The sequence below is a fragment of the Ruegeria sp. AA6 genome (genome assembly GCF_056542865.1).
On sequence record NZ_JBQGAN010000002.1, the window covers coordinates 40832 to 62122 of the forward strand.

Genomic DNA, 21291 nt, shown 5'->3' on the forward strand with positions numbered 1-21291 from the left:
TTTTCTAACCTTTGGAAATCGGTCAACGGCCTGAAATTGGCCGTTGGCCTGTTTTGATCTCCCGCGAAATGCGGGGCTGTATTACAGAGGCTTCAAATCAGCTGCCATTTGGCGGCCGTCACGTCCGTCTTGCAGCTCATACGAGACTTTCTGATTGTCAGCGAGCCCGGTCAAGCCGGACCGTTCAACGGCCGAGATATGAACAAAAACGTCCTTGCCACCTTCATCAGGGGCAATAAACCCATAGCCTTTAGTGGTATTAAACCATTTCACGGTGCCAGTTGGCATTTCCCGTGTCTCCTTCTACTTACACGTTGTCCCACATAATTGGTGGGGGCAGTGATTGACGCCGCCGCAAAACATCACTGTATCGCCCACACGATACAGCCCGAATTGCGTGTTTCGTCTTTTTCAACATTGCACGGTGAAGTAAAAAATCAAGAATTACCGAAACAAGCAGGCAAATTTGCCGAAAATTGAACCACATACAGGAGAACCCCGTTCATGCGCCTCTATGGCTTGAAAACCTGCGATACATGTCGCAAGGCATTGAAATCACTGGAAGATGCAGAATTTTTCGATGTGCGGGCAGACGGCGTGCCGGATTCGGTGTTGTCACAGGCTTTTGAGGTTTTCGGCAAGGCTTTGCTCAATACGCGGTCGACAACCTGGCGAGGATTGGACGAAGCGCAGCGCGCGCGCCCTCCGATTGAGCTGTTGGCGGAACATCCAACCCTGATGAAGCGACCTTTGATCGAGCAAAACGGTACATTGTTTTTGGGCTGGACCCCGGAAACAAAGGCAGGGCTTGGCGTTGCGTGAGCTGGTGCCTATGTCAATGGACGCAAGTTAGAGGGTTTTAAATGCGCAACGCAGCAATGATTTTGGGCGTAATTGCCGGCCTGATTGGCATGATCGTGGGCTTTTTTGGCTATGGGTACGTCGAACTGATCGACCGGTATGGCGAGATCGAAGGGCTGGCCGAACAGGTCGATAATGCTCAGGTCATTCAGCTTGCCTCAATCATCGCGCCTTTGCTGGCGATTGCCGGTGGTGCGATGGCGCATGCCAGGGCATTGGTCGGCGGGGCGTTGCTGCTGATTTCGGCAGCCGGGATGTACTACGCCTTTGGCTTCAACGTGTTCACCATGTTCCCGGTGGCGTTTGCGGCCGTTGCGGGCCTCCTTGGGCTGGCCGCGGGTAAACCGGACGAGCCCAAGGCGCATTTCTAGGTCATTTGATGCGCAGGACGCGGTCCAGCGACAGCGGGCCAGCGCCATTGATTACGATCACCAGAAACATGAAAGTCCAAAGCGTCCGGTCATCCAGCAAACTGACGGCGTTCGTAAAGTAGCTGCCTAGTTCAGTTCCGTGGCCATTGACGTCCACGACCGTTTGGACCCAGACAAAAACGGCCATGCCCATCGCCGCGACACGTGACAGCAATCCAACAACGATCATCGCGGGCAGTATAAACTCAGCCCATGTTCCTACTGTGGCGATGAGCCAATACATGAAACCCAGTTGCGAGCTGTCATAGCTGACGGCTTCCATTGCCTTGGGGAAGATCTGCACATAGGCACCGTCGGATGGGGACAGGAACCCGAAGAACCCGCTACCCAGTTTGGTTTTTGCCGAGTTCCAGTAATACACCAGCAACGTTGCCGCAAAGACCAGACGGGCCAAGGTCGGTGTCAACCAGCCGGAGGTCATTTCCAACCGTCCCAGGGTGTTGTTGTGCAATGAGATCAGGGCAGTCATGTTGCCAGCCTTTCGATAGTCACAGAGGTTATTGCGCCACCTTGCAAAAGCAGCGCCAGAGTGGCCCCAAGGTCAAATTCGGGGAAATGGGCCGCCGTTTCTTCAAACGCGCGGCCTATGGTTTGCCCGACCTGCAAACCCGCGATCCAATGCGCGCCGCCTTGTGGCAGCAGATGCGGAACAGGATCATAGTCCGGTCGGGTAACTAGGATATCTTCGGCGCTGGCTGTTGGCTTGGGGGCGCCATCTTCGGTGTTGAAGCGCCAAATCGAGAACACAGGCCAGTCCGATTGCAGAACCTGAATCGACGGAGCAAATCCCAACCGCGCCCGCATAATGTCTTCGGGTGGAATTGCCAGCGCATCCGCCGGGGCGGCTTCGCTATCGGCGGCGTGGTACGACCGGCGCAGTGCCAGTTCCAGCCGCGCAACGTCGGGCAGGTAGCCCAGATGTGAGAGTTGTTCCATGCCAGCAAGAAAGCTTGGGAATTCCTCGCCATAGAACATCATCAGCGGTGAAGAGGGTGGGTGCTTACGCAGAAAAATCCCAGCCAATCCGTCCATATTCTGCGAGCCCAGCAGCTTGGTGATGACTGGAAAGGCTTGATGCATGGCTTCGGTTAGCGACACCGCGACGTTGTTGCGGTACACGTTGAACCGGCGGCCGGCGGGCTGTGCGTCGGCGTCCAATAGCCCCTTGGGGATAGCTGCCGAAGGGTCAAGCAAAGCTGTGTGGAAAGTGGATTGCGACACATTCATGCCGGCACCCGATCCAGGGCCGTTTGTGCGCGGTCTGCTTCGGCCCGCAAGACAGGCCAGTCGGGGACATCCGTGTCCCATTCGATCAGCAGAGGTTTCGGTCCAGACTGGTCCAGAACGTAATCCAGCAGCGCCCAGACCGGATCGACCACCTCGCGCCCGTGGCTGTCGATCAGCAGCGGGTGGCCGTGGTCGTCCTCGTCCTCATCATGCCCACCCAGGTGAATTTCACCTACTTCTTCCAAGGGGTAGGCGTCGATGTATCCTTGCGGCGAGAAATCCAGGTTGGTGGCCGATACAAACACGTTATTTACGTCCAGCAGCAAGCCACAGCCGGTGCGGCGAGCAATCTCACGCAAGAAGTCGGGTTCGGACCATGTGCTTTCTTCGAACGCCAAATAACTGGATGGGTTCTCCAGCAGCATTTCCCGCCCGACGGTTTCTTGCACCAGATCAATATGCTCGCAGATGCGGGTCAGTGTGGCGTCGGTATAGGGCAGGGGCAAAAGGTCATTCAGGAAATGGCTATTATGGGTCGACCAAGCCAGATGCTCGGAAAAGCTCGCCGGGTTCAGCCAGCCGATCAGATGTTTCAGCCGGGCAAGGTGACCTTGGTCCAACGGGCCTTCGCCGCCAATGGACAGGCCAACACCGTGGACCGAGATTGGGAAGTGTTCCGATAGATGGCGCAATTGGGCCAATGGACGGCCACCATCACCCATGTAGTTCTCGGCGTGGATCTCAAGCCATGACACCGGGTGCGCATCGTCAAGTATCTGCGCGAAGTGCTGGGGTTTGTAGCCGACGCCAGGCGCGGCAGGCAGCTTGTTCGATCTGGTCGTTTTATCCAACATGTGCGTGCTCCCAGTCACAACGAAGAGGCGGGCGATATGGCCCGCCCCTTCAGTTCTTCGAAAGCTCAGGCTTATGCTGGCAGGTCGCGTTCCAGCGGTTCCAGCGAGCCTTTGCGGTTGTCCGGTAGTTCGATATCGGCGCAGGTGCCCGCGTCGACCAAGGTCCAGGCGTTGCCCTGATAATCCACGGTCGATGTACCCGCGCAGGTGGTGCCGGGGCCAGCGGCGCAGTCGTTCTGACCGGCCAGCGATACGCCATAGCATTTCTCTTTGGCTTGCGCAGTGGCAGTGGTTGCTGCGCCCGATACGGCGGCTGCGACTGCGCTTGCGATGACCAGTGTTTTTGCGGTGTTCGACATCTCGGTAATCCCTTTTGATGACTGCGTATGTCTTCTTGTGACAATGACAAAGGTAGTACTTGCTGGGCTGCACTTGAATTCACGAGCCCGTGTCTCACAACCCCGTCAGGAAATGACATGCCCTCTTGAAGGTTAACAAACTGTTTTTGAAATGAAAATTGGAAATTGTTTCAATCCGGCCCCAATTTCGGGGCCGGATTTCCGGCAATTTGTGGCCGAATGTTACAGCAGATCGGGCGGGGTTGCCGCCTTGGACAGCTCATTTGTTACAACGTCAAGCGGTTGGACCTGGGTCTGTTTTTCACCCAGACGGCGGACACTGACGGTGCGTTCTTCGACCTCGCGATGACCGACGGCCAGAATGACCGGAACTTTGCCGACCGAATGTTCGCGCACTTTGTAGTTGATCTTCTCGTTGCGGATGTCGGCTTCGGCCCGGACACCAGCGGCCTTGAGAGTCTCGACCACTTCGTTCACATAGGCATCGGCCTCGGACGTGATCGAGGCAACAACGACCTGACGAGGCGCCAGCCAGAACGGCAGCTTGCCTGCATGTTCTTCGATCAGGATGCCGATGAACCTCTCGAACGAACCCAGCGTTGCCCGGTGCAGCATGAACGGGCGGTGTTTCGCACCGTCAGCCCCGATAAAGCTGGCGTCCAAACGCTCGGGCAGGTTGGGGTCAACTTGCAGCGTGCCGCATTGCCATGTCCGACCGATGGCGTCGGTCAGTGTGAACTCCAGCTTGGGGCCATAAAACGCGCCTTCGCCTTCGAGGATCTCATAGTCGTACCCGGCGGCCTTACAGGCATCGCCCAGAGCCTTTTCGACCAGATCCCAGCTTTCGTCAGACCCGATACGTTTTTCCGGGCGGGTAGACAGCTTGATCGTCCAGTCATGGAAGCCCAGGTCAGCGTAGACCTTGGACAGGAAGGCGATGAACTTTGCGGTTTCGGATTCGATCTGATCTTCGGCACAGAATATGTGACCATCATCCTGCGTAAAGCCACGAACCCGCATAATACCGTGCAGAGCACCCGAAGGTTCGTACCGTGCGCACGACCCGAACTCGGCCATCCGCAGCGGCAGGTCGCGATAGGATTTCAGGCCCTGATTAAACACCTGCACATGGCAAGGGCAGTTCATCGGCTTCAAAGCGTTGATCGCTTTTTCGCGGGCATGATCTTCGTCCACTTCGACGATGAACATGTTTTCTTGGTACTTGTCCCAGTGACCTGAAGCTTCCCACAGTTTACGGTCAACGACCTGAGGGGTGTTTACCTCGACATAGCCGTCACGTTCCTGCATCCGACGCATGTAGTCCTGCAGGGTGGTGTAGATTTTCCAACCGTTCGGGTGCCAGAAGATCTGGCCGGGGGCCTCTTCCTGCATGTGGAACAGGTCCATTTCTCGGCCCAGCTTGCGGTGGTCGCGCTTGGCGGCCTCTTCCAGCATATGAAGATACGCTTTCAGCTTTTCCTTGCCGGTGAAGGCCACGCCGTAGATACGCTGCAGCATGGCGCGGTCGCTATCGCCGCGCCAATAGGCCCCCGCGATGGACATCAGCTTGAAGGCGTCGCCCGGTAGTTGGCCGGTATGTTGCAGATGCGGGCCGCGGCACAGGTCTTGCCAGTGGCCGTGCCAGTACATGCGCAGCGGCTCGTCGCCCGGAATGGCTTCGATCAGCTCGACCTTGTAGGGCTCATTATTGGCCTTGTAGAACTCGATCGCGCGCTCACGATCCCAGACCTCGGTGGTGACCGGATCACGTTTGTTGATGATCTCTTTCATCTTTTTCTCGATGAGGCCGAGATCTTCGGGAGTGAACGGCTCAGCCCGGTCGAAGTCGTAGTACCAGCCGTTTTCGATGACGGGGCCGATGGTGACTTTGGTGGCGGGCCAGATTTCCTGCACGGCGCGGGCCATGACATGGGCCAGATCGTGGCGGATCAGCTCATTGGCCTGTTCTTCATCCTTCATCGTGTGGATGGCAATGTCGGCGTCGGCTTCGATGGGCCACTGCAGGTCCCAGTGCCGACCATTTACCGTAGCCGAGATGGCCTTTTTAGCCAGCGAGGTTGAAATATCAGCAGCGACCTGCGCGGGCGTGACGCCAGCGTCGTAGGAACGTGAATTGCCATCGGGAAATTTGAGAGAGACTGACTGTGAGTCTAAAGCCATGGTTGGCTCTCCTCGTCGGTTTGGCGCCCACTGAACGCCCGGTTGCGGGTTATGGTGTTTGGCTGCTTTGGCAGGTGGGGGTGCTTGTGTCAAGTGGCTGGGGCGAGGGGCCAGCCCCTCGCGCTCCCCGAGGTATTTTTAGCCAGATGAAGAGGGATCACGGAATTGCACTTGGGCGGGGGGCGTGCATGATGCTGGAAAAGGAAAGAGGGTTTCATGGCAGTGACGGAATTTCTTGAAACACCGCAGGGGCGGCGATTGGCCTATCACAAGACTGATGGGGTAGGACCGACCATCGTTTTTCTGGGCGGTCTGAAATCGGATATGGAGGGCACAAAGGCGGTGCATCTTGAGGCTTGGGCGCAGGCGCGAGAGCAAGCCTTTTTGCGGTTCGACTATTCAGGGCACGGGGAGAGTTCCGAAGACTTTACAGATGGCTGCATCGGAGATTGGCATGAGGATACCGTCGCGGCTGTGTCGACGCTGACCGAGGGGCCGCTGATCATTGTCGGCTCGTCCATGGGCGGGTGGCAGGCGCTGTTGCTGGCCAAAGCGATGCCTGAGCGCATCGCAGGTATGGTCACGATCGCAGCCGCGCCGGATTTCACCGAGGACGGGTATTGGGCGTCGTTCAGCGATCAACAGAAAGCGGTGCTGGACAGTGTCGGCCATGTTGAACTGCCTTCAGATTACATGGAGCCCTACGTCATCACCAAACGGATGATCGAGGACGGACGGCAGCGGCTTGTTTTGCGGGATGCGCTGGAATTGTCTTTCCCGGTTCGGTTCTTGCAGGGTACGGCGGATACGGCCGTATCAACGGAAACGGCTGTACGTTTGTTGGAGCACGCCACCGGGCCGGATATGCGGCTGTTGCTGGTCAAGGACGCGGATCATCGGTTCTCGGACGGGCCGTGTTTGGGCATAATTGAACGCGCAGTTCTTGAAGTGATGGGCAACACCTGATGCAGCGCTTTGGATGGCTGCTTGGACGCCTGCTGCTGGCGCTGATTGTCATCGGTGGGCTGATCTATTGGTTTGGCCCGCGTGAAGAGGTCAACCTGCATCCTCGGTTTGATCCGCGAAAGTTCGGTGAAGGTGTTCAGGTCTATTTCGAAAGCGCTGAATCGGGCTATGACGACATCGTGCCGGGTGTAGAGAAACGGGTGATCTGGCAGGATGGGTTCCAGGAACAGCGCACGCCGGTTTCGGTTCTCTATGTCCACGGATTCTCGGCCTCGTCCGAAGAAATTCGACCAGTGCCTGACATGATCGCTGATGCGTTGGGGGCCAATCTGGTCTACACGCGGCTACAAGGCCATGGCCGGGATGGTCGCGCGATGGGCGAGGTGACGGCTTCGGGCTGGATGCAGGATATGGCCGAAGGGCTGGCTGCGGCACGGGCCGTAGGGGACAAGGTTGTTGTGATGTCCACCTCGACCGGTGGGACACTGGCCGCTGCTGCCGCGTTGGATGATGAGCTAAGCAAGGATATTGCCGGTTTGGTTTTCGTTTCTCCTAATTTCGGGGTGAACTCCCCAGGCGCGTGGATCCCCGGCCTGCCGTGGGCGCGGACCTGGCTGCCTTTGGTGATGGGCGAGGAGCGAGACGTATCCGGCCCGGACCCGGAGAAGAACAAATACTGGACGGCGGTCTATCCGTGGGAGTCAGTGGTGCCGATGACCGTTTTGGTTGAAACTGTCTATGCGCTGGATTTCTCGGGTGCGCAGGTGCCTGCGCTGTTCTGGTTCTCGGATGATGATCAGGTGGTGCGGCCCGATCTGACGCACAAGGTGGCCGACGCTTGGGGAGGGCCTGCAACGGTCGAACTGGTGACGATGGGGCCGGGAGATGATCCAATGTCTCACGTGATCGCGGGGCGTTTGATGTCTCCGGGGCAGACCGACGCGACTGTGGCAGGTATTCTGGACTGGCTCAAAGGGATTGGAGTGGAGTAGCGATGCGCAAGCCGGGCAGCATGTGGAGCCTTGAAACGCTTGGCCGCGTGCGCCTGTCCCGGCATTTCTTCATGCGGGATTTTCTGTATTCCGAGATCGGGAATTTTCATGAAAAGCAGAACCTTCCCGACAATCCTGACCTGGCCATCGAAACCGGGCGCGCGTTTTGCCAGACCTTGCTTGATCCGCTGGAAGAGACGTTTGGTCGGGTTGCGGTTCGGTCTGGATATCGTTCGCCTTCTTTGAACCAATTCGGGAATGAAAACCGCCTGAATTGTGCCCGCAATGACAATCCGTTGGAGTGCCATATCTGGGATCGTGGTGAGGGGGACGCACGGATCGCAGGTGCCTCAATCGTCATTCCTTGGTTCGCCGATCAGTACGAAACCGGGCGGGACTGGCGCGATCTGGCGTGGTGGATGCATGACCATTTGGATTATTCCGAGATCTGGTTCTTTCCTAAGCTCTGCGCCTTCAATCTGGTCTGGCGGCCCAAACCCCACCGCCGGATCGATAGCTATATTGCACCGCGCGGATGCCTTTTGCACCCCGGCGCAGAGCCGGGCGAAGACTTGGTTACCCGACGCAGCCGGTATGCGGATTTTCCGACATTCAGGGGCATCATCTATCCCTGAAGTTTAACTTGCCCGGACTGGCAAAACTTTTCATCCTATCAGTTGAGTATACCGATTGAATTTTTGAAGCTTCGCGAGGCCCTGCGTGATCGAGCCATTGGTTTTCCTGCCAGAAATGATGTGCGACGCACGGCTTTTTGCGCCCCAACTCAGCAGCCTGTCGCAGCAACGCGCAGTCACGGTTGCGCCGGTTTCGCTGGGAGAACGGGTTGAAGAAAACGCTTCGGCCCTTCTGGACCAACTGCCGCACCGCTTTGCTTTGTGTGGGTTGGGCATCGGCGGCGTCATTGCGCTGGAGATCATTCGACGCGCGCCAAGCCGTGTGTCGCGCCTGTGCCTGATGGCGACAGATGCCCAGGCCGATACGCCTCAACTGGCAGCCGCGCGCGAAGAACTGTTGGTGGGTGCCAAAGCTGGACGGCTAGAGGACGTCATACGCATGATCATCAGCTCCGACGCATTGGCGCCGGGGCCGCAACGTGTTCCGATATTGAATGACTTCATCGCGATGGCGATGGATCAAGGGCCAGAGGTGTTCGAGCGGCATGTCCGCGCCTTGCAGCGGCGTCCTGATCAGCAAGGCGAGCTACGGCGTATCGCTGTGCCGACTCTGGTTCTATGCGGGGCGCACGACACGCTGACACCGGTGCGTAAACATGCGTTCATGGCAGAACTGATCCCGGGGGCCGAGCTGAAGATCGTCGACGAAGCTGGGCATTTGCCGACCCTTGAAACGCCTCAAATTGTGAATGATGCATTGGCAGCGTGGCTCGGCACTCCTGCGCGGATGGCCTATGGGTAGAATTTTGCGCGCTCGGCTTTGCTGAGGATTTTGGGCGCGACAACAGGTTTGCCGCTGCCCGTTTCGAAGAAGGGCGTGTTCTTCCAGCTGCCGGACATCCAGGATTTCGCGAGCCTTGTCAGCAGTCCAACAGCAGCATAACGCAGCTTCTCGTGCGACTGTTTGCCGTCCGGTCGGGGAACAAATCCTCGCGTCATGATCGGACCAAGCGCGCTGGGGTCGGAGACACGCTTGACAATAAACCCGGCGAACGGAATTTTCGCGGACCGCGCTGTCGTCGCAAGCGGTGCATTGCAGCACTTGGCGTACCATCGCAGCATCCCTTTGGGGCTGAGCTGCATCATCGCAAGGTGTTCCGCGCCTTTGTCGAAGCGAATTTCTTCCGAGCTCATCTGAAGAATGCTGATCGGCCCAGGGGCGGGGTCCGGTTGCCCAAAGTACAGTTGCGCCGCACGACAATCGTTACAGAAACAGCCAACATGGGTGCCCGAGCGCACTCCGGCAGCGGTGATGTGACCGAGCAGCGAACCGCAGGTGCAGGAGAAGGCCAACGGCTGCGCCGTTCTCCTGCCCATTTAATCAGGCGACCTTGTTGCTGTTGGCAGCCCGCCGACGTGGTTTGCGTGAATTGGCGTTCATGACGTCGATGACCAAGGGGCGAATATTATCGCGCCAGCTGCGCCCGGCAAAGATGCCATAGTGCCCGGCACCCGGCTCTACATGGCTGGCTTTTTTCGAATCCGGCAGACCGGTGCACAGATCAAGCGCCGCGATACATTGACCGGGGGCGGAAATGTCGTCATTCGCACCTTCGACTGTCATGACCGCGACGTCGGTGATCTTGCCGATATCCACCTTGTGGCCCGCCACAACGAACTCGTTTTTGGCGATTTCGCGATTTTTAAAGACACGCTCGACCGTTGACAGGTAGAACTCGGCGGTCATGTCCATAACGGCCAGATATTCGTCGTAGAACCGGTTGTGGGCATCATGGTCTGAAGCCTCACCCCGCATGACACGCTGAATCTGATCGGTAAATGCCTGAGTATGACGCTCGGCGTTCATCGACATAAAAGACGCCAGTTGCAGCAGGCCGGGATAGACCATGCGGCCAACGCCCTTGTACTTGAATCCAACGCGCTGAATCATCGTCTCTTCCAGCTGGCCCATTGTGACACGGCGGCCAAAATCGGTCACATCGGTCGGGGTGGCGTCAGGATCTACAGGACCGCCAATCAGAGTCAGGGTGCTGGGTTGCGCCTTGGGTTCGACCTCGGCCAGATACGCTGTGGCGGCAAGGGTGAGCGGGGCAGGCTGGCACACGGCGACAACATGGGTGTCCGGGCCAAGCTCTTTCATAAAATCGACAAGATAGAGGGTATAGTCCTCAACATCGAACTTGCCTTCCGACACGGGGATGTCACGCGCATTATGCCAATCGGTAATGTAGACTTCGCAATTGACCAGCAGACTTTTTACGGTCGATCTCAGCAGTGTGGCATAGTGCCCGGACATCGGCGCAACCAGCAAAACCTTGCGCGGCTGCTCTTCACGACCGTTTACGCGGAAATGCAAAAGATCGCCAAATGGGCGTTCGACGATGGTGGTGATATCGACCAGATGGTCCTTCCCGTCTTCGCAGGTGAAGGTGCGGATACCCCAGTCGGGTTTGACGACCATGCGCTGGAACGTGCGTTCGGTTACCTCTCCCCAAGCAGCCATCATGCTGAATGCGGGGTTGGGGACCATGGACAAAATCGGGTACGATGCCATTGCGCTGGCAGTTGCGCCCATCCATTGGTTGGTGTTGCGCAACGTCTCCATCAGATCGTATGTAATCATATAGCGCATGGGAAAGGGGCCTCCTAAATGTCAGCCTATTATTTCGGACCATTCGCCGCTTTGCCCCCCGACACCCACGACGTTATTCTGCATAGCAGCAAGGTTACGGGGGAATTGTTAAAATGACAACTAGTGAACACCAGATGCCAGAAGCCAATGACGAAAGTATTGAACGCCTTAAAGAAAATATGGAACGGGTCGAGGAGCTGTCGAAACGATTGATCGAAGTGATGGCGGTGAAAAAGCCGCATACACCCGCTCTGGACGCCCCGAATCAAGAACTTTTTGCACGAGCAGCAACGGTCTATTGGTCCGAAGCCTTGCAAAACCCCGCCAAGCTTTTGGAGCAGCAGATTGAGTACTGGGGTAAATCGGTTATGAATTTTGCCGAAGCGCAGCAGGCCTTGGCGACGGGCGAGGTCGAAGACGAAGCAGCCAAATCCAGCGACAAGCGCTTTACCAACCCTCTGTGGGAAACAAACCCCTATTTCCGCCTTATTCGACAGCAGTACCAGACCAACGCAGCAGCAATTTCTCAGGCGGTTGCTTCGGTCGAGGATATGGATGAGAAGGATAAGCGGCGCCTGCGGTATTTCTCGCAGCAGATCATCGACATGATGGCACCGACGAATTTTCTGGCCACCAATCCGGATGCGCTGCAAAAGGCCGTTGAAACCGAAGGGGAGTCACTGATCCAGGGGCTTGAGAACCTGGTTTCAGACCTTGAGGCGAACGATGGCGAGTTGGTGGTCAAGCTGGCCGACGAAAGCGCCTTTGAAGTTGGCGGAAATCTTGCGACGACACCGGGTGATGTGGTCTATCGCAATCGGATGATGGAGCTGATCCAGTACAAACCTGCGACCGAGACAGTACACGAAACGCCCATCGTGCTGTTCCCGCCCTGGATCAACAAATTCTACATTCTTGACCTCAAAGCGCAGAACAGCCTGATCAAATGGATCACCGAGCAGGGCTATACGCTGTTCGTGGTCAGCTGGGTCAACCCGGATGAAAGCTACGCTGATACCGGTATCGAGGATTACGTGCAGGACGGTTTCCTGACCGCGATCGCAGAGGCCAAGAAGATCTGCAACGTCAAGCAAGTCAACGCGATCGGTTACTGTATTGCCGGCACCACGCTTAGCTTGACCTTGGCGCTGATGAAGCAGCGCGGTGACAAGTCGGTCAAATCTGCCACTTTGTTTACCGCGCTGACCGATTTCTCGGATCAGGGTGAGTTCACACCCTTCCTTCAGAACGATTTCATTGATGGTGTTGAGGAAGAGGTAAAGAAAGAGGGCATTTTGCGGTCATGGATTATGGCCCGTACTATGTCCTTCCTGCGCTCGCGCGATCTTGTCTACGGTCCGGCAATTCGCAGTTACATGATGGGCGAGGTCCCGCCCGCCTTTGATCTGCTGTACTGGAACGGCGACGGGGCAAACCTTCCGGCCAAGATGACTGTGGAGTATTTGCGCGGCCTGTGTCAGCGCAATGAATTTGCCACCGACGGGTTTGAAGTGTTGGGGCACAAGCTGCGCCTAAACGACGTGGACGTACCGCTTATGGCGATCACTTGCGAGACCGATCATATCGCCGCGTGGAAAGACTGTTATCGCGGCGTGCAGAAGATGGGCTCGCGGTCTAAGACTTTCGTGGTTTCAGAGTCGGGTCATATAGCAGGAATCGTTAATCCGCCCAGCAAGAAGAAATACGGCCACTATACCAATCCAGACCTGACGGCGGATGCCGACACCTGGCTGAAAGAGGCCGACTTCAACAAAGGCTCGTGGTGGCCCATGTGGGAGGCGTGGCTGAAGAAGCGGTCGGGCAAGCAGGTCCCCGCGCGCGACACGGGCGATTCGGATCATCCGCGGCTTGCCCCGGCGCCCGGCACTTATGTTGTGGCTAATCCAAACGGCTGATTTCATTCTGAAACCAAAAATATTCTGCACCGCAGCAAGAAAAAACTTGCAATGCTGCGGTGCAGCAATCATATTGTCCTCAAGCTGATGAAAGCCGGGGTGGGCCCGGTTCGGCATAAGGATTAGGACAATGGCAAAGACTCAAGACTTTACCGCGACTCTGAAAGAAATGATGGGCGCGTTCCCTGTTGACACCACCGCTCTGGAAGGTGCCTTCAAATCGACCGCAACTCTGAACGAAAAACTGTCGGGCGTTGCTCTGGAAGCAGCTGAGAAGTCGGCTGAAATCTCGAACAAATGGACCAAAGACACCTTGGCCAAACTGAACGAGATGTCGAAAGCAAAAGCAGAGCCTGCTGACTATGCAAAAGCTGCAACCGATTTCGCAAGCGCGTCGGCTGAAGTTGCTGCTGAAAACATGGCTGCCTTCGCAGAAATCGCGAAGAAACTGCAGTCGGAAACTGTCGAGCTGCTGATGGCTGCTGGCAAAGAAGCTGCTGAAGACGCAACTGCTGCCGTTAAAAAAGCAACCAACGACGTAACAGCTGCTGCTAAGAAAGCCGCAACTGCAAAATAAGAGAAGGCCGCGAGGCGCACCCGTTCCTCCCATCTGGTGCAATCGCGTTGGGCAGGTCAATTGACCTGCCCTTTCTTTTTGTTCTGCAGTCGCATAACCTCTGCTGCAACGCATCATTTTCGGGGAGGGTAAACGGTGGCAGAACAAGAAAAACCGCTGTTGATCAAACGCTATGCCAGCCGTCGGCTGTATAACACTGAGACCAGCGACTATGTCACGCTTGAAGATATAGCGACCTTTATCCGCGACGGTCGGGAAGTACAGATCATCGACTTGAAAACCGGGGACGATCTGACGCGGCAATACCTGCTGCAAATCATCGCTGAACACGAAAGCCGCGGCGAAAACGTGTTGCCGGTCAATGTTCTGAACGACCTCGTGCGCAGCTACATGATCCCCGGAGGTGGGATGATGCCGCAATTTCTGCAAAGTTCATTCGAGATGCTGCGCGAAAGCCAGAGCAAGATGATGGAAAACATGAACGCGATGAACCCGATGTCGCAGATGCCGGGGTTCGAGGCGATGCAGGCGCAGCAACAGGCGTTTCTGAAGGCGATGACCGGTGGATTGTCCAGCGGATGGTCCGGGCCGGAAAAGGACGACGACTCCAAGCCTGAGTCGAAAGAAGATTTGGACGACATCAAAAAGCAATTGGCCGAGCTGCAGCAAAAGTTATCCAAACTGAACTAACGGCCGTCTAATGCGCTGGTTGGCCCTGATTGCTGCAGTGCTGTGGACGCAGCCTGCGCTGTCTCAGGGCCGGTTTTCAGAAAATTGGTCACCAATCTGTACACTGGGTTCGCAGTCCGAGGATGGGTGCGACGACATTCGCGCGCGTGAGATTCTGGATGCAAGCGCAGCACCATGGCGTGCCATTGGTCGTATCAACTTTGCCAGCCGGGATCAGAGGTCTCATTGCACTGGCGTTCTTGTGTCGGACAGATTGGTCCTGACCGCCGCGCATTGCCTATACAACACACGGCGGCAACGCTGGCTTCCTCCGACCAGCATCCGATTTGCGGCGGGATACCAACGTGGCGAGGCCTCAGCAGTCTCGGGCGTCGAAAGATATAAGATGCACCCAGAGCAGGGCGTAGGGGATAACTTCAATGACCGCGCGGAACTAGATTGGGCGGTGCTGCAACTCAATGAGCCGCTTGGTGACGAAGTCGGTTTCCTGTCGCTTGCGGAGACGGGGAATGAACCTTTCGTTGCGGGGTATCCGGGGCTTCGTCCACATGTCCTCAGCCGGACCCAAGCATGCCGCCCACAGCGAAAGGAAGGCGAGATTCTTTTGGTAATATGTCCTGTCATGATGGGTGATTCCGGTGCGCCGCTATTGGTCGAAACGCTCGACGGGGTGCAAGTTGCCGCAATCCTGTCCCGGGTGGCTGCAACCCCCGAAGGGATCACAGCGTTGTTTCTGTCTGTCGACGTGTTTGGCTTGGACGACTAGTCAGGTGCCATAGACGGGCACCGGGCCTGTGACTTCACCCACCGAAGCAAGCAGGATGTCGGCGACCACGTCCAGCTCGTCTTTCGTCAGACGCACCGGCAATCGGACGTCACAAGCCTTCATCAGCATGTCGCGTGTTTGTGGCAGCTCGAACTTTTCAGGCAGAAACTGCCAGTTCCAGAAGGCGCGTGCGTTGTCTTCGCTAAGGCCAAATACCTGAACCTTTACCCCGCGCGCTTCAGAAGCGGTGGCAAAGGCGCGGATTTCGTCCGCGCTCAGACCGACCAGATTGAACTGGATCGAGTCCGGTGCGCGGCGCTCTGGGGTCAGTGGGGCCGGGACGAGGATGTAATCCGACGTGTTCAGGCGTTCAGCAACATAGTCATGGTTGGACAGGCCATCCCGCACGCGGCGTGCCAGTTCCGGGATTTGCGGGCGGATTACGGCGGCGCTCAGGTTGCTCATGCGCAAGTTATACAGCGGCAGTTGGTTCTGCCAGCGTGCAAAGGCTTCTTCCAGCTCGGGCGAGTTGTCGCCGTGGGGGCCTTTGTGTTTCTTCCAGTTATGCTCATAGGCACCGGACATGATCACAGCGCGGGCCACCAGATCGGCATCGTCAGTGATCAGGATACCGCCTTCGCCCGCATTGATCATCTTGTAGGACTGGAACGAAAAGCAACCGACCTTGCCGATGGTGCCAATATTCTGGCCGTGCCAAGTGGTGCCCAGAGAGTGGGCCGCATCCTCGATCACAGGGATGTCGCGCTCGTTGCACAGGGCCATGATCGCGTCCATGTCAGACGTGTGGCCGCGCATATGGCTGATGATCACCGCCTGCACGTTGTCCAGCTTGGCGGCGAAATCTTCCATGTCGATGCGGTAGTTTTCGCCCACTTCGCACAAGACCGGAATGCAGTCGGCGTGTACGATCGACGAGGGTACGGCTGCAAAGGTAAAACCGGGTATCAGAACACGTGCGTCCCGCGGCAGGCCCAATGCCTTGAGCGACAGGAACAATGCCGCCGAACAAGAAGAAACCGCCAGCGCGTATTTCGTGCCCAGCAATTCGGCAAACTCTGCTTCGAGCAAGGCCACCGGGGCATCCTGCGGTGCGGTATAGCGGAACAGGTCGCCTGACTGCATCAGGGCGTCGATGGCTTCTTTTGCTGCTGCGGGGATGGGTTCGGCGTCATGAACGTTTGGAGGAAGCGTCATATTTGATTTTCCCAAATTCTAACTTTGGAAAACATAAAGCCAATTTTTTGGCAATAAAACCCCTCAAACGCTTTGTGGGCGAAATTTCACCAATCTGTCGTACTTTGTTAAGATCAGACCCCGAGGCGATCCCGCAGCGCGAACCACGTCATCGCCAGCACCAGAAGCGGGCTGCGCAGGGCGGGGCCTCCGGGGAAGGATACGGCGGGCACGCGGGCCATGGTGTCAAAGCCCCCGGCTTGGCCTTGAACCGCCAGTGCCATCAATTGTCCGGCATGTGTTGCGGTCCCAACTCCGTGGCCAGAATACCCCGAAGCCGACAGGATATTTGGCGCAACCCGCGCCAGATAGGGCATGCGGCGCATCGTGATAGCCAGCGTTCCGCCCCAGGCATAGTCGATCTTCACATCCCGAAGGTGCGGGAAGATTTCGGTCATTGGTTTGCGGACTTTGGCTGCAATGTCGGTGGGGAAGCGATAGCCATAGCTCTCGCCACCACCAAACAGCAGGCGTCCATCCGCGCTGAGGCGAAAGTAATTTACCACGAATTTCGTGTCGGCGACGGCGACGTCGCGGGTCAGGACACGTGCGGCCTCGGCCCCCAAGGGCTCGGTTGCAGCGATAAAGTTGTTGATGGGCATGACCCGCGCCGCCACCTTGCGGTTCAGGTCGCCCAGATAGCCGTTGCAGGCCAGAATGACGTGGTCGGCGCTGATCGTACCGTTGGCTGTACGCACTTTGACGGGTTGGCCTTCCTCGATGCCAGTGACTTCGGTGCTTTCGTGTATGCGAACCCCGGCTTTTGCCGCTGCTTTCGCCAAACCCAATGCATAGTTCAGGGGGTGCAGATGGGCCGCGCCCATATCCAGATACCCACCCTTATAGGCGGGTGAAGGGCACAGGGCATGCGCGGCTGCTTCATCCAGACACTCGATCTGGTTATATCCATATTGGCCGGACAAATGGGCGGCGTGTGTATGAAGCTCTGATTGTTCGCCCGAGCTAAGGCCCAAGACGGCGACGCCGGGCTTCAGGTCGCAATCGATCCGATGCTTCGTGATGAGGGACTTTACCAGATCCTTCGCGTCCTCGGCCAAATCCCACAGTTTGGCGGCGTCTTCATTGCCAACCAGACGCTCCAGATCTTCTTGATCCATGCGCTGCGCGCTGCCCAACTGACCTCCATTGCGACCCGAGGCACCAAAGCCCACGCGGTGCGCCTCAAGCAGCACAACGTCGAAACCGGTTTCAGCCAGATGCAGAGCAGCGGACAGACCGGTATAGCCTGCACCCACGACGCAGACATCGGCTTTGGTATCGCCCGACAAAGCAGGAAACCGATCCATCGGATTGGCTGTCGCCGCATACCAACTGGCCGGGTATTCGGCCTTGCGGTCGTTGGAATAGAGCAGGTTCATCGCGCGCCTCAGACGTTGAGCAACAGGTGCTCGCGCTCCCACGGAGAGATCACCTGCAGGAACTCTTCGTACTCGGCCCGTTTGACGATGCCATAGACGCGGGCGAATTCGGGTCCCAGAACCTCGTGCAGGGCTGTTGCCCCGTCAAACAGGTCCAGCGCGTTGCCCATGACTTGCGGGATGTCACCGTCGCCTTCATAGGCATCACCATAGAACTGACGGCGGGGCCGCTCCTGCTGAATCAGCCCCAAATAACCACAGGCCAGCGACAGTGCGATGCCCAGATAGGGGTTGCAGTCCATCCCGGCGATGCGGTTTTCGACCCTGCGCGCTTCGGGGCCGGACAGAGGGACCCGAATGCCGGTGGTGCGATTGTCGCGCGCCCATTCCAGATTGATGGGTGCTGCGTGGTCTTTCACATAGCGGCGGTACGAGTTCACGTAAGGAGCCATCACGGCCAGCCCTGCAGGCAGGTGGTTTTGCAGCCCCGCGATAAAATTGTAGAACGCGTCGGTCTCGCCCCCTTGCGGACCAGAGAAGATGTTTTGCCCGGTCTCGATATCAATGATCGAGTGATGGATGTGCATCGCCGAGCCCGGCTCGTCCGCAATTGGCTTTGCCATGAAGGTGGCGAAACAATTGTGACGCAGGGCGGCCTCGCGGATCAGACGTTTGAAATAGAACACCTCATCGGCCAGTTTGACCGGGTTGCCATGGCGCAGGTTGATTTCCAGCTGACCGGCGCCGCCTTCTTGCGTGATGCCGTCGATCTCGAAACCTTGATGCTCGGCAAAGTCATAAATATCGTCGATCACCGGGCCGAACTCGTCCACGGCGGTCATCGAGTACGCCTGACGTGCCGCAGCGGGACGGCCCGAGCGGCCCATCATCGGCTTGATCCCCTGTGCCGGGTCTACGTTTGGGGCAACCAGAAAGAATTCCATCTCAGGCGCGACGACAGGCTTCCAACCTTTGTCGTGATACAGTTGCACAACGCGTTTCAGCACGTTGCGGGGGCTGAACGGGATCGGGTTGTCGTCGCGGTCATAGGCGTCATGGATCACTTGCAACGTCCAGTCGCCTGTCCACGGGGCCGCAGACGCGGTTGAGAAATCAGGCTTCAGGATCATGTCCCGTTCGATAAAGCCGTCCTCGCCTGCGGCTTCTCCCCAGTCGCCGGTGATGGTTTGGTAAAAGATGCTGTCGGGCAGGTGGAAATAAGCCTGCTTGGCGAATTTTGAGGCGGGCACAGCCTTGCCGCGCGCAATGCCGGGCAGATCGGCGATAACGCATTCGACCTCGTCCAGACGCTGGCCTTCGATATAGGTGCGGGCTGCCTGTGGCAGTTGATCTTTCCAGTCGGCCATCAGGCCCTCTCTTTCTTCAAAAAGTCCGCCATAAGTTGCCCAACTTTCGGATTGTCGTTGGGGGCGGGCAGGCGATTGGCGGCAGCCTCCATCAATGCGTCTGGAACCACGCCTTTGCCGCGCGTCCGCATCAGACCCTGAATGAAGGCATCACCATATTCCGGGTGTGCCTGTACCGTCCATATCGTGTCGCCATACGCCACCATGGCGTTTTGGCAAAATGCGTTCGATCCCAGCACGCGTGCGCCGTCGGGCAAGGCAACCACTTGATCCTGATGCCAGGCGTTCAATGTTACGGTTTGGCTGCCATAGTCGTACTCAGTGCGTCCGACCGCCCAGCCGCCATTGAATTTTTCAACCTTGCCCCCCAACGCTTGCGCAATGATCTGGTGGCCAAAACACACGCCGATCAGTGGGCGACCGCTTTGCTGAATCGCGCGGATCAGATCCTCTAGCGGGGGTATCCACGGGTGATCTTCATAGGCGCCGTGGCGCGATCCGGTAATGACCCAGCCATCAGCTTGGTATTCGTCTTCGGGGAACTGGCCGTCGACGACGGCATAGGTCGAAAATGTGAAACCGTTGCCGTCCAACAGATCGCGAAACATCGCGTCGTATTCGTCGAATTGGTCCCGCAATTCGTCAGGTGGGTGGCCGGTCACTAGGATGCCGATTTTCATGGGTCACCAAATTTGATCAAATTTATTCTAGCCCACCAAATCCGGGCGGGCAAGAGAGTCATACCGCTTCGAGATAGCTGAGCCAGTGGGTCTCAGGCGGTCGGTCGGCAAAGCGCCGGATTTCCTGCCGTTTGGTCATGGCGAAAAAGCGGATCAGGTCGGCGGGAAAGATACGCGCCACATGCGGATCGGTTTCGAACGCAGCGATGGCCGAGGCCCAGTCGCTTGCCAGTTGCGGCAGTCCGTCGATCTCATATGCGTTGCCCGAGATCGGAGCGGGCGGTTCTGTTTCATCCTCGATCCCATTCAATGCGGCACCCAAAACTGCGGCCAACATCAGATAGGGGTTAATGTCGCCTCCAGCCACGCGGTGTTCGATCCGGCGTGCGGCGGGGGCTCCTCCGGGGATGCGCAAGGCTGCGGTGCGGTTTTCGTAGGCCCAGCTAGCACCGGTCGGGGCGTGTGCGCCCGGAACAAGCCGGGTGTAAGAGTTGCCGTGCGGTGCGAAGATCAACGTGCAACCCGGCATCGCGGCCAGACACCCGCAAACGGCCCAGCGCAGCAGATCGGTGCCCTCGGGCCCGCCATTGTCGAAGACATTGCGGCCCTGACCGTCCACGACCGAGAAATGCACATGCATTCCGTTCCCCGCGTCGTCCGCGTAAGGTTTGGACATGAACGTGGCCGTAAACCCGTGTTTGCGGGCTAGGCCGCGCGTCAAGGTCTTGAAAAGCCACGTATCATCGGCGCAGCGCATGGCGTCCTGATGGTTCAGGTTGATCTCGAACTGGCCGATACCGCTTTCGGAAATGGCGGTTTGTGCGGGGATACCCATCGCGGCGCAACCGTTATAAAGCTCGGTGAAGAAGGCGTCGAATGCGTCCATTTCCGCCATGGACAGGACGGATTCGTCCACCAGCCTGCGCCCGGTGATCGGGTTGATCGGAGGCCGTGGTTGAGCGCCCGACGCATCCAGCAGAGTGAACTCCAACTCGGTCGCCGCGATGACGGACCAGCCGCGCTGGGCGTAGCGCTCCAGTACAGCAGCCAGAGCGTGACGGGGATCACCGGCAAACGGCGTGCCCGCGTCGTCGTGCAGGCACATGGGTACCAGCGCCGTGTCCGCCGTCAGCCAGGGTGTGGGAACCGGGCCGCGATCCGTCGGCAACAGCATCCCGTCTGCGTCACCGGATTCGAAAACCAAAGGGCTGCCATCTATATCCGCGCCCCACAAGTCGACATTCAGCGCCGAAAAGGGCATTCGTACCGTGCCCTTGGTTAGCTTGTCGGCGTAAGAGGGCGGCACGCGCTTGCCGCGCATCTGACCGTTCAGGTCACAGGCTGCGACGCGAAAACTGTGCAAGGCGCTCAGGTCCATCGGGGTCTCCATCACTCGGCTTGTCCGAGATGTAATAGACACCGCGCGTCTTGTCACGAAATTTGATCAAATTATTTTCGCCGCGATCCGCCGACGAAAAGCTCCGCGCCCGAGGGGGAAGGCGC

24 protein-coding genes are annotated in these 21291 nt (G+C 57.7%); 11 read left to right on the forward strand and 13 right to left on the reverse strand.

Features of this window, described 5'->3' with window-relative positions:
- Nucleotides 1–81: 81 nt before the first annotated feature.
- Nucleotides 82–288 carry a cold-shock protein gene (locus ACR0LN_RS03210; RefSeq protein ID WP_008758035.1) on the reverse strand — a complete coding sequence of 69 codons (207 nt, stop codon included), beginning with the start codon at nucleotides 286–288 and terminating at the stop codon, nucleotides 82–84.
- Nucleotides 289–339: 51 nt separating this feature from the next.
- Here ACR0LN_RS03210 and ACR0LN_RS03215 point away from each other — a divergent pair, with 51 nt between their 5' ends.
- From ACR0LN_RS03215 to ACR0LN_RS03225, 3 genes are read left to right on the forward strand one after another with little or no spacing between them, the layout of a single operon-like run.
- Complete coding sequence (locus ACR0LN_RS03215; protein ID WP_480427753.1) at nucleotides 340–480, forward strand: hypothetical protein; 141 nt, start codon at nucleotides 340–342, stop codon at nucleotides 478–480.
- A 24-nt stretch (nucleotides 481–504) separates the two neighbouring features.
- Nucleotides 505–822 carry an ArsC/Spx/MgsR family protein gene (locus ACR0LN_RS03220; protein ID WP_480427754.1) on the forward strand — a complete coding sequence of 106 codons (318 nt, stop codon included), beginning with the start codon at nucleotides 505–507 and terminating at the stop codon, nucleotides 820–822.
- A gap of 41 nt (nucleotides 823–863) precedes the next feature.
- Nucleotides 864–1232, forward strand: a complete 369-nt coding sequence (locus tag ACR0LN_RS03225) for a hypothetical protein (protein WP_480427755.1) — start codon at nucleotides 864–866, stop codon at nucleotides 1230–1232.
- Between the two features lies 1 nt (nucleotide 1233).
- Here the strand turns inward: ACR0LN_RS03225 and ACR0LN_RS03230 are convergent, their stop codons facing one another.
- The 5 genes from ACR0LN_RS03230 to thrS all read right to left on the reverse strand — a co-directional run bounded on the left by ACR0LN_RS03230 (nucleotide 1234) and on the right by thrS (nucleotide 5913).
- The gene (locus ACR0LN_RS03230) at nucleotides 1234–1761 is read right to left on the reverse strand and encodes a DoxX family protein (protein ID WP_480427756.1); all 528 of its coding nucleotides are present in this window, start codon (nucleotides 1759–1761) and stop codon (nucleotides 1234–1236) included.
- Nucleotides 1758–2519, reverse strand: coding sequence for an HvfC/BufC family peptide modification chaperone (locus tag ACR0LN_RS03235; protein WP_480427757.1), 762 nt, complete (start codon nucleotides 2517–2519; stop codon nucleotides 1758–1760). Before ACR0LN_RS03235 ends, ACR0LN_RS03230 begins: the two co-directional genes overlap by 4 nt.
- Nucleotides 2516–3373, reverse strand: coding sequence for an MNIO family bufferin maturase (bufB, locus tag ACR0LN_RS03240; protein ID WP_480427759.1), 858 nt, complete (start codon nucleotides 3371–3373; stop codon nucleotides 2516–2518). Before bufB ends, ACR0LN_RS03235 begins: the two co-directional genes overlap by 4 nt.
- Before the next feature lie 71 nt (nucleotides 3374–3444).
- Complete coding sequence (locus ACR0LN_RS03245) at nucleotides 3445–3732, reverse strand: BufA1 family periplasmic bufferin-type metallophore (RefSeq protein ID WP_480427760.1); 288 nt, start codon at nucleotides 3730–3732, stop codon at nucleotides 3445–3447.
- 222 nt (nucleotides 3733–3954) lie between these two features.
- Complete coding sequence (thrS, locus tag ACR0LN_RS03250; protein ID WP_480427761.1) at nucleotides 3955–5913, reverse strand: threonine--tRNA ligase; 1959 nt, start codon at nucleotides 5911–5913, stop codon at nucleotides 3955–3957.
- A 216-nt stretch (nucleotides 5914–6129) separates the two neighbouring features.
- Between thrS and ACR0LN_RS03255 the strand changes: the two genes are divergently transcribed.
- From ACR0LN_RS03255 to ACR0LN_RS03270, 4 genes are all read left to right on the forward strand, one after another.
- Nucleotides 6130–6879 carry an alpha/beta hydrolase gene (locus ACR0LN_RS03255; RefSeq protein ID WP_480427762.1) on the forward strand — a complete coding sequence of 250 codons (750 nt, stop codon included), beginning with the start codon at nucleotides 6130–6132 and terminating at the stop codon, nucleotides 6877–6879.
- Nucleotides 6879–7871, forward strand: coding sequence for an alpha/beta hydrolase (locus ACR0LN_RS03260; protein ID WP_480427763.1), 993 nt, complete (start codon nucleotides 6879–6881; stop codon nucleotides 7869–7871). The genes ACR0LN_RS03255 and ACR0LN_RS03260 overlap by 1 nt, the downstream gene beginning before the upstream one ends.
- 20 nt (nucleotides 7872–7891) lie before the next feature.
- Nucleotides 7892–8506, forward strand: coding sequence for a hypothetical protein (locus ACR0LN_RS03265; RefSeq protein ID WP_480428347.1), 615 nt, complete (start codon nucleotides 7892–7894; stop codon nucleotides 8504–8506).
- Nucleotides 8507–8591: 85 nt separating this feature from the next.
- Nucleotides 8592–9308, forward strand: a complete 717-nt coding sequence (locus ACR0LN_RS03270; protein ID WP_480427764.1) for an alpha/beta fold hydrolase — start codon at nucleotides 8592–8594, stop codon at nucleotides 9306–9308.
- Here the strand turns inward: ACR0LN_RS03270 and ACR0LN_RS03275 are convergent.
- On the reverse strand, nucleotides 9299–9883 hold the full coding sequence (locus ACR0LN_RS03275) for a DUF6151 family protein (protein ID WP_480427765.1): 585 nt from the start codon (nucleotides 9881–9883) through the stop codon (nucleotides 9299–9301). The genes ACR0LN_RS03270 and ACR0LN_RS03275 overlap by 10 nt on opposite strands.
- Before the next feature lie 4 nt (nucleotides 9884–9887).
- Nucleotides 9888–11159, reverse strand: a complete 1272-nt coding sequence (phaZ, locus tag ACR0LN_RS03280) for a polyhydroxyalkanoate depolymerase (protein WP_480427766.1) — start codon at nucleotides 11157–11159, stop codon at nucleotides 9888–9890.
- A gap of 113 nt (nucleotides 11160–11272) precedes the next feature.
- Between phaZ and ACR0LN_RS03285 the strand changes: the two genes are divergently transcribed.
- From ACR0LN_RS03285 to ACR0LN_RS03300, 4 genes are all read left to right on the forward strand, one after another.
- Entirely contained in the window at nucleotides 11273–13075 is a 1803-nt protein-coding gene (locus ACR0LN_RS03285; protein WP_480427767.1) for a PHA/PHB synthase family protein, read from the forward strand.
- A 130-nt stretch (nucleotides 13076–13205) separates the two neighbouring features.
- Nucleotides 13206–13652, forward strand: coding sequence for a phasin family protein (locus ACR0LN_RS03290; protein ID WP_480427768.1), 447 nt, complete (start codon nucleotides 13206–13208; stop codon nucleotides 13650–13652).
- 135 nt (nucleotides 13653–13787) lie between these two features.
- Nucleotides 13788–14342, forward strand: coding sequence for a polyhydroxyalkanoate synthesis repressor PhaR (gene phaR, locus ACR0LN_RS03295; RefSeq protein ID WP_480427769.1), 555 nt, complete (start codon nucleotides 13788–13790; stop codon nucleotides 14340–14342).
- 10 nt (nucleotides 14343–14352) lie between these two features.
- Nucleotides 14353–15108, forward strand: a complete 756-nt coding sequence (locus ACR0LN_RS03300; RefSeq protein ID WP_480427770.1) for a trypsin-like serine peptidase — start codon at nucleotides 14353–14355, stop codon at nucleotides 15106–15108.
- On the opposite strand, the gene ACR0LN_RS03305 is transcribed toward ACR0LN_RS03300, so the two are convergent.
- The 5 genes from ACR0LN_RS03305 to ACR0LN_RS03325 form a co-directional block, all read right to left on the reverse strand.
- On the reverse strand, nucleotides 15109–16323 hold the full coding sequence (locus ACR0LN_RS03305; RefSeq protein ID WP_480427771.1) for a DegT/DnrJ/EryC1/StrS family aminotransferase: 1215 nt from the start codon (nucleotides 16321–16323) through the stop codon (nucleotides 15109–15111).
- A 113-nt stretch (nucleotides 16324–16436) separates the two neighbouring features.
- Entirely contained in the window at nucleotides 16437–17741 is a 1305-nt protein-coding gene (locus tag ACR0LN_RS03310; protein WP_480427772.1) for an NAD(P)/FAD-dependent oxidoreductase, read from the reverse strand.
- Between the two features lie 8 nt (nucleotides 17742–17749).
- Nucleotides 17750–19108, reverse strand: coding sequence for a glutamine synthetase family protein (locus ACR0LN_RS03315; protein ID WP_480427773.1), 1359 nt, complete (start codon nucleotides 19106–19108; stop codon nucleotides 17750–17752).
- Entirely contained in the window at nucleotides 19108–19788 is a 681-nt protein-coding gene (locus ACR0LN_RS03320; RefSeq protein ID WP_480427774.1) for a type 1 glutamine amidotransferase, read from the reverse strand. The genes ACR0LN_RS03315 and ACR0LN_RS03320 overlap by 1 nt, the downstream gene beginning before the upstream one ends.
- Nucleotides 19789–19846: 58 nt before the next feature.
- Nucleotides 19847–21166, reverse strand: coding sequence for a glutamine synthetase family protein (locus tag ACR0LN_RS03325; protein WP_480427775.1), 1320 nt, complete (start codon nucleotides 21164–21166; stop codon nucleotides 19847–19849).
- Nucleotides 21167–21291 lie beyond the last annotated feature (125 nt).

Coding starts and splice junctions, on each gene's coding strand:
- ACR0LN_RS03210 (WP_008758035.1), bottom strand. CDS start 288: ATGCCAACTGGCACCGTGAAATGGTTTAATACCACTAAAGGCTATGGG.
- ACR0LN_RS03220 (WP_480427754.1), top strand. CDS start 505: ATGCGCCTCTATGGCTTGAAAACCTGCGATACATGTCGCAAGGCATTG.
- ACR0LN_RS03225 (WP_480427755.1), top strand. CDS start 864: ATGCGCAACGCAGCAATGATTTTGGGCGTAATTGCCGGCCTGATTGGC.
- ACR0LN_RS03230 (WP_480427756.1), bottom strand. CDS start 1,761: ATGACTGCCCTGATCTCATTGCACAACAACACCCTGGGACGGTTGGAA.
- ACR0LN_RS03235 (WP_480427757.1), bottom strand. CDS start 2,519: ATGAATGTGTCGCAATCCACTTTCCACACAGCTTTGCTTGACCCTTCG.
- bufB (WP_480427759.1), bottom strand. CDS start 3,373: ATGTTGGATAAAACGACCAGATCGAACAAGCTGCCTGCCGCGCCTGGC.
- ACR0LN_RS03245 (WP_480427760.1), bottom strand. CDS start 3,732: ATGTCGAACACCGCAAAAACACTGGTCATCGCAAGCGCAGTCGCAGCC.
- thrS (WP_480427761.1), bottom strand. CDS start 5,913: ATGGCTTTAGACTCACAGTCAGTCTCTCTCAAATTTCCCGATGGCAAT.
- ACR0LN_RS03255 (WP_480427762.1), top strand. CDS start 6,130: ATGGCAGTGACGGAATTTCTTGAAACACCGCAGGGGCGGCGATTGGCC.
- ACR0LN_RS03260 (WP_480427763.1), top strand. CDS start 6,879: ATGCAGCGCTTTGGATGGCTGCTTGGACGCCTGCTGCTGGCGCTGATT.
- ACR0LN_RS03265 (WP_480428347.1), top strand. CDS start 7,892: ATGTGGAGCCTTGAAACGCTTGGCCGCGTGCGCCTGTCCCGGCATTTC.
- ACR0LN_RS03275 (WP_480427765.1), bottom strand. CDS start 9,883: ATGGGCAGGAGAACGGCGCAGCCGTTGGCCTTCTCCTGCACCTGCGGT.
- phaZ (WP_480427766.1), bottom strand. CDS start 11,159: ATGCGCTATATGATTACATACGATCTGATGGAGACGTTGCGCAACACC.
- ACR0LN_RS03285 (WP_480427767.1), top strand. CDS start 11,273: ATGACAACTAGTGAACACCAGATGCCAGAAGCCAATGACGAAAGTATT.
- ACR0LN_RS03290 (WP_480427768.1), top strand. CDS start 13,206: ATGGCAAAGACTCAAGACTTTACCGCGACTCTGAAAGAAATGATGGGC.
- ACR0LN_RS03300 (WP_480427770.1), top strand. CDS start 14,353: ATGCGCTGGTTGGCCCTGATTGCTGCAGTGCTGTGGACGCAGCCTGCG.
- ACR0LN_RS03305 (WP_480427771.1), bottom strand. CDS start 16,323: ATGACGCTTCCTCCAAACGTTCATGACGCCGAACCCATCCCCGCAGCA.
- ACR0LN_RS03310 (WP_480427772.1), bottom strand. CDS start 17,741: ATGAACCTGCTCTATTCCAACGACCGCAAGGCCGAATACCCGGCCAGT.
- ACR0LN_RS03315 (WP_480427773.1), bottom strand. CDS start 19,108: ATGGCCGACTGGAAAGATCAACTGCCACAGGCAGCCCGCACCTATATC.
- ACR0LN_RS03320 (WP_480427774.1), bottom strand. CDS start 19,788: ATGAAAATCGGCATCCTAGTGACCGGCCACCCACCTGACGAATTGCGG.
- ACR0LN_RS03325 (WP_480427775.1), bottom strand. CDS start 21,166: ATGGACCTGAGCGCCTTGCACAGTTTTCGCGTCGCAGCCTGTGACCTG.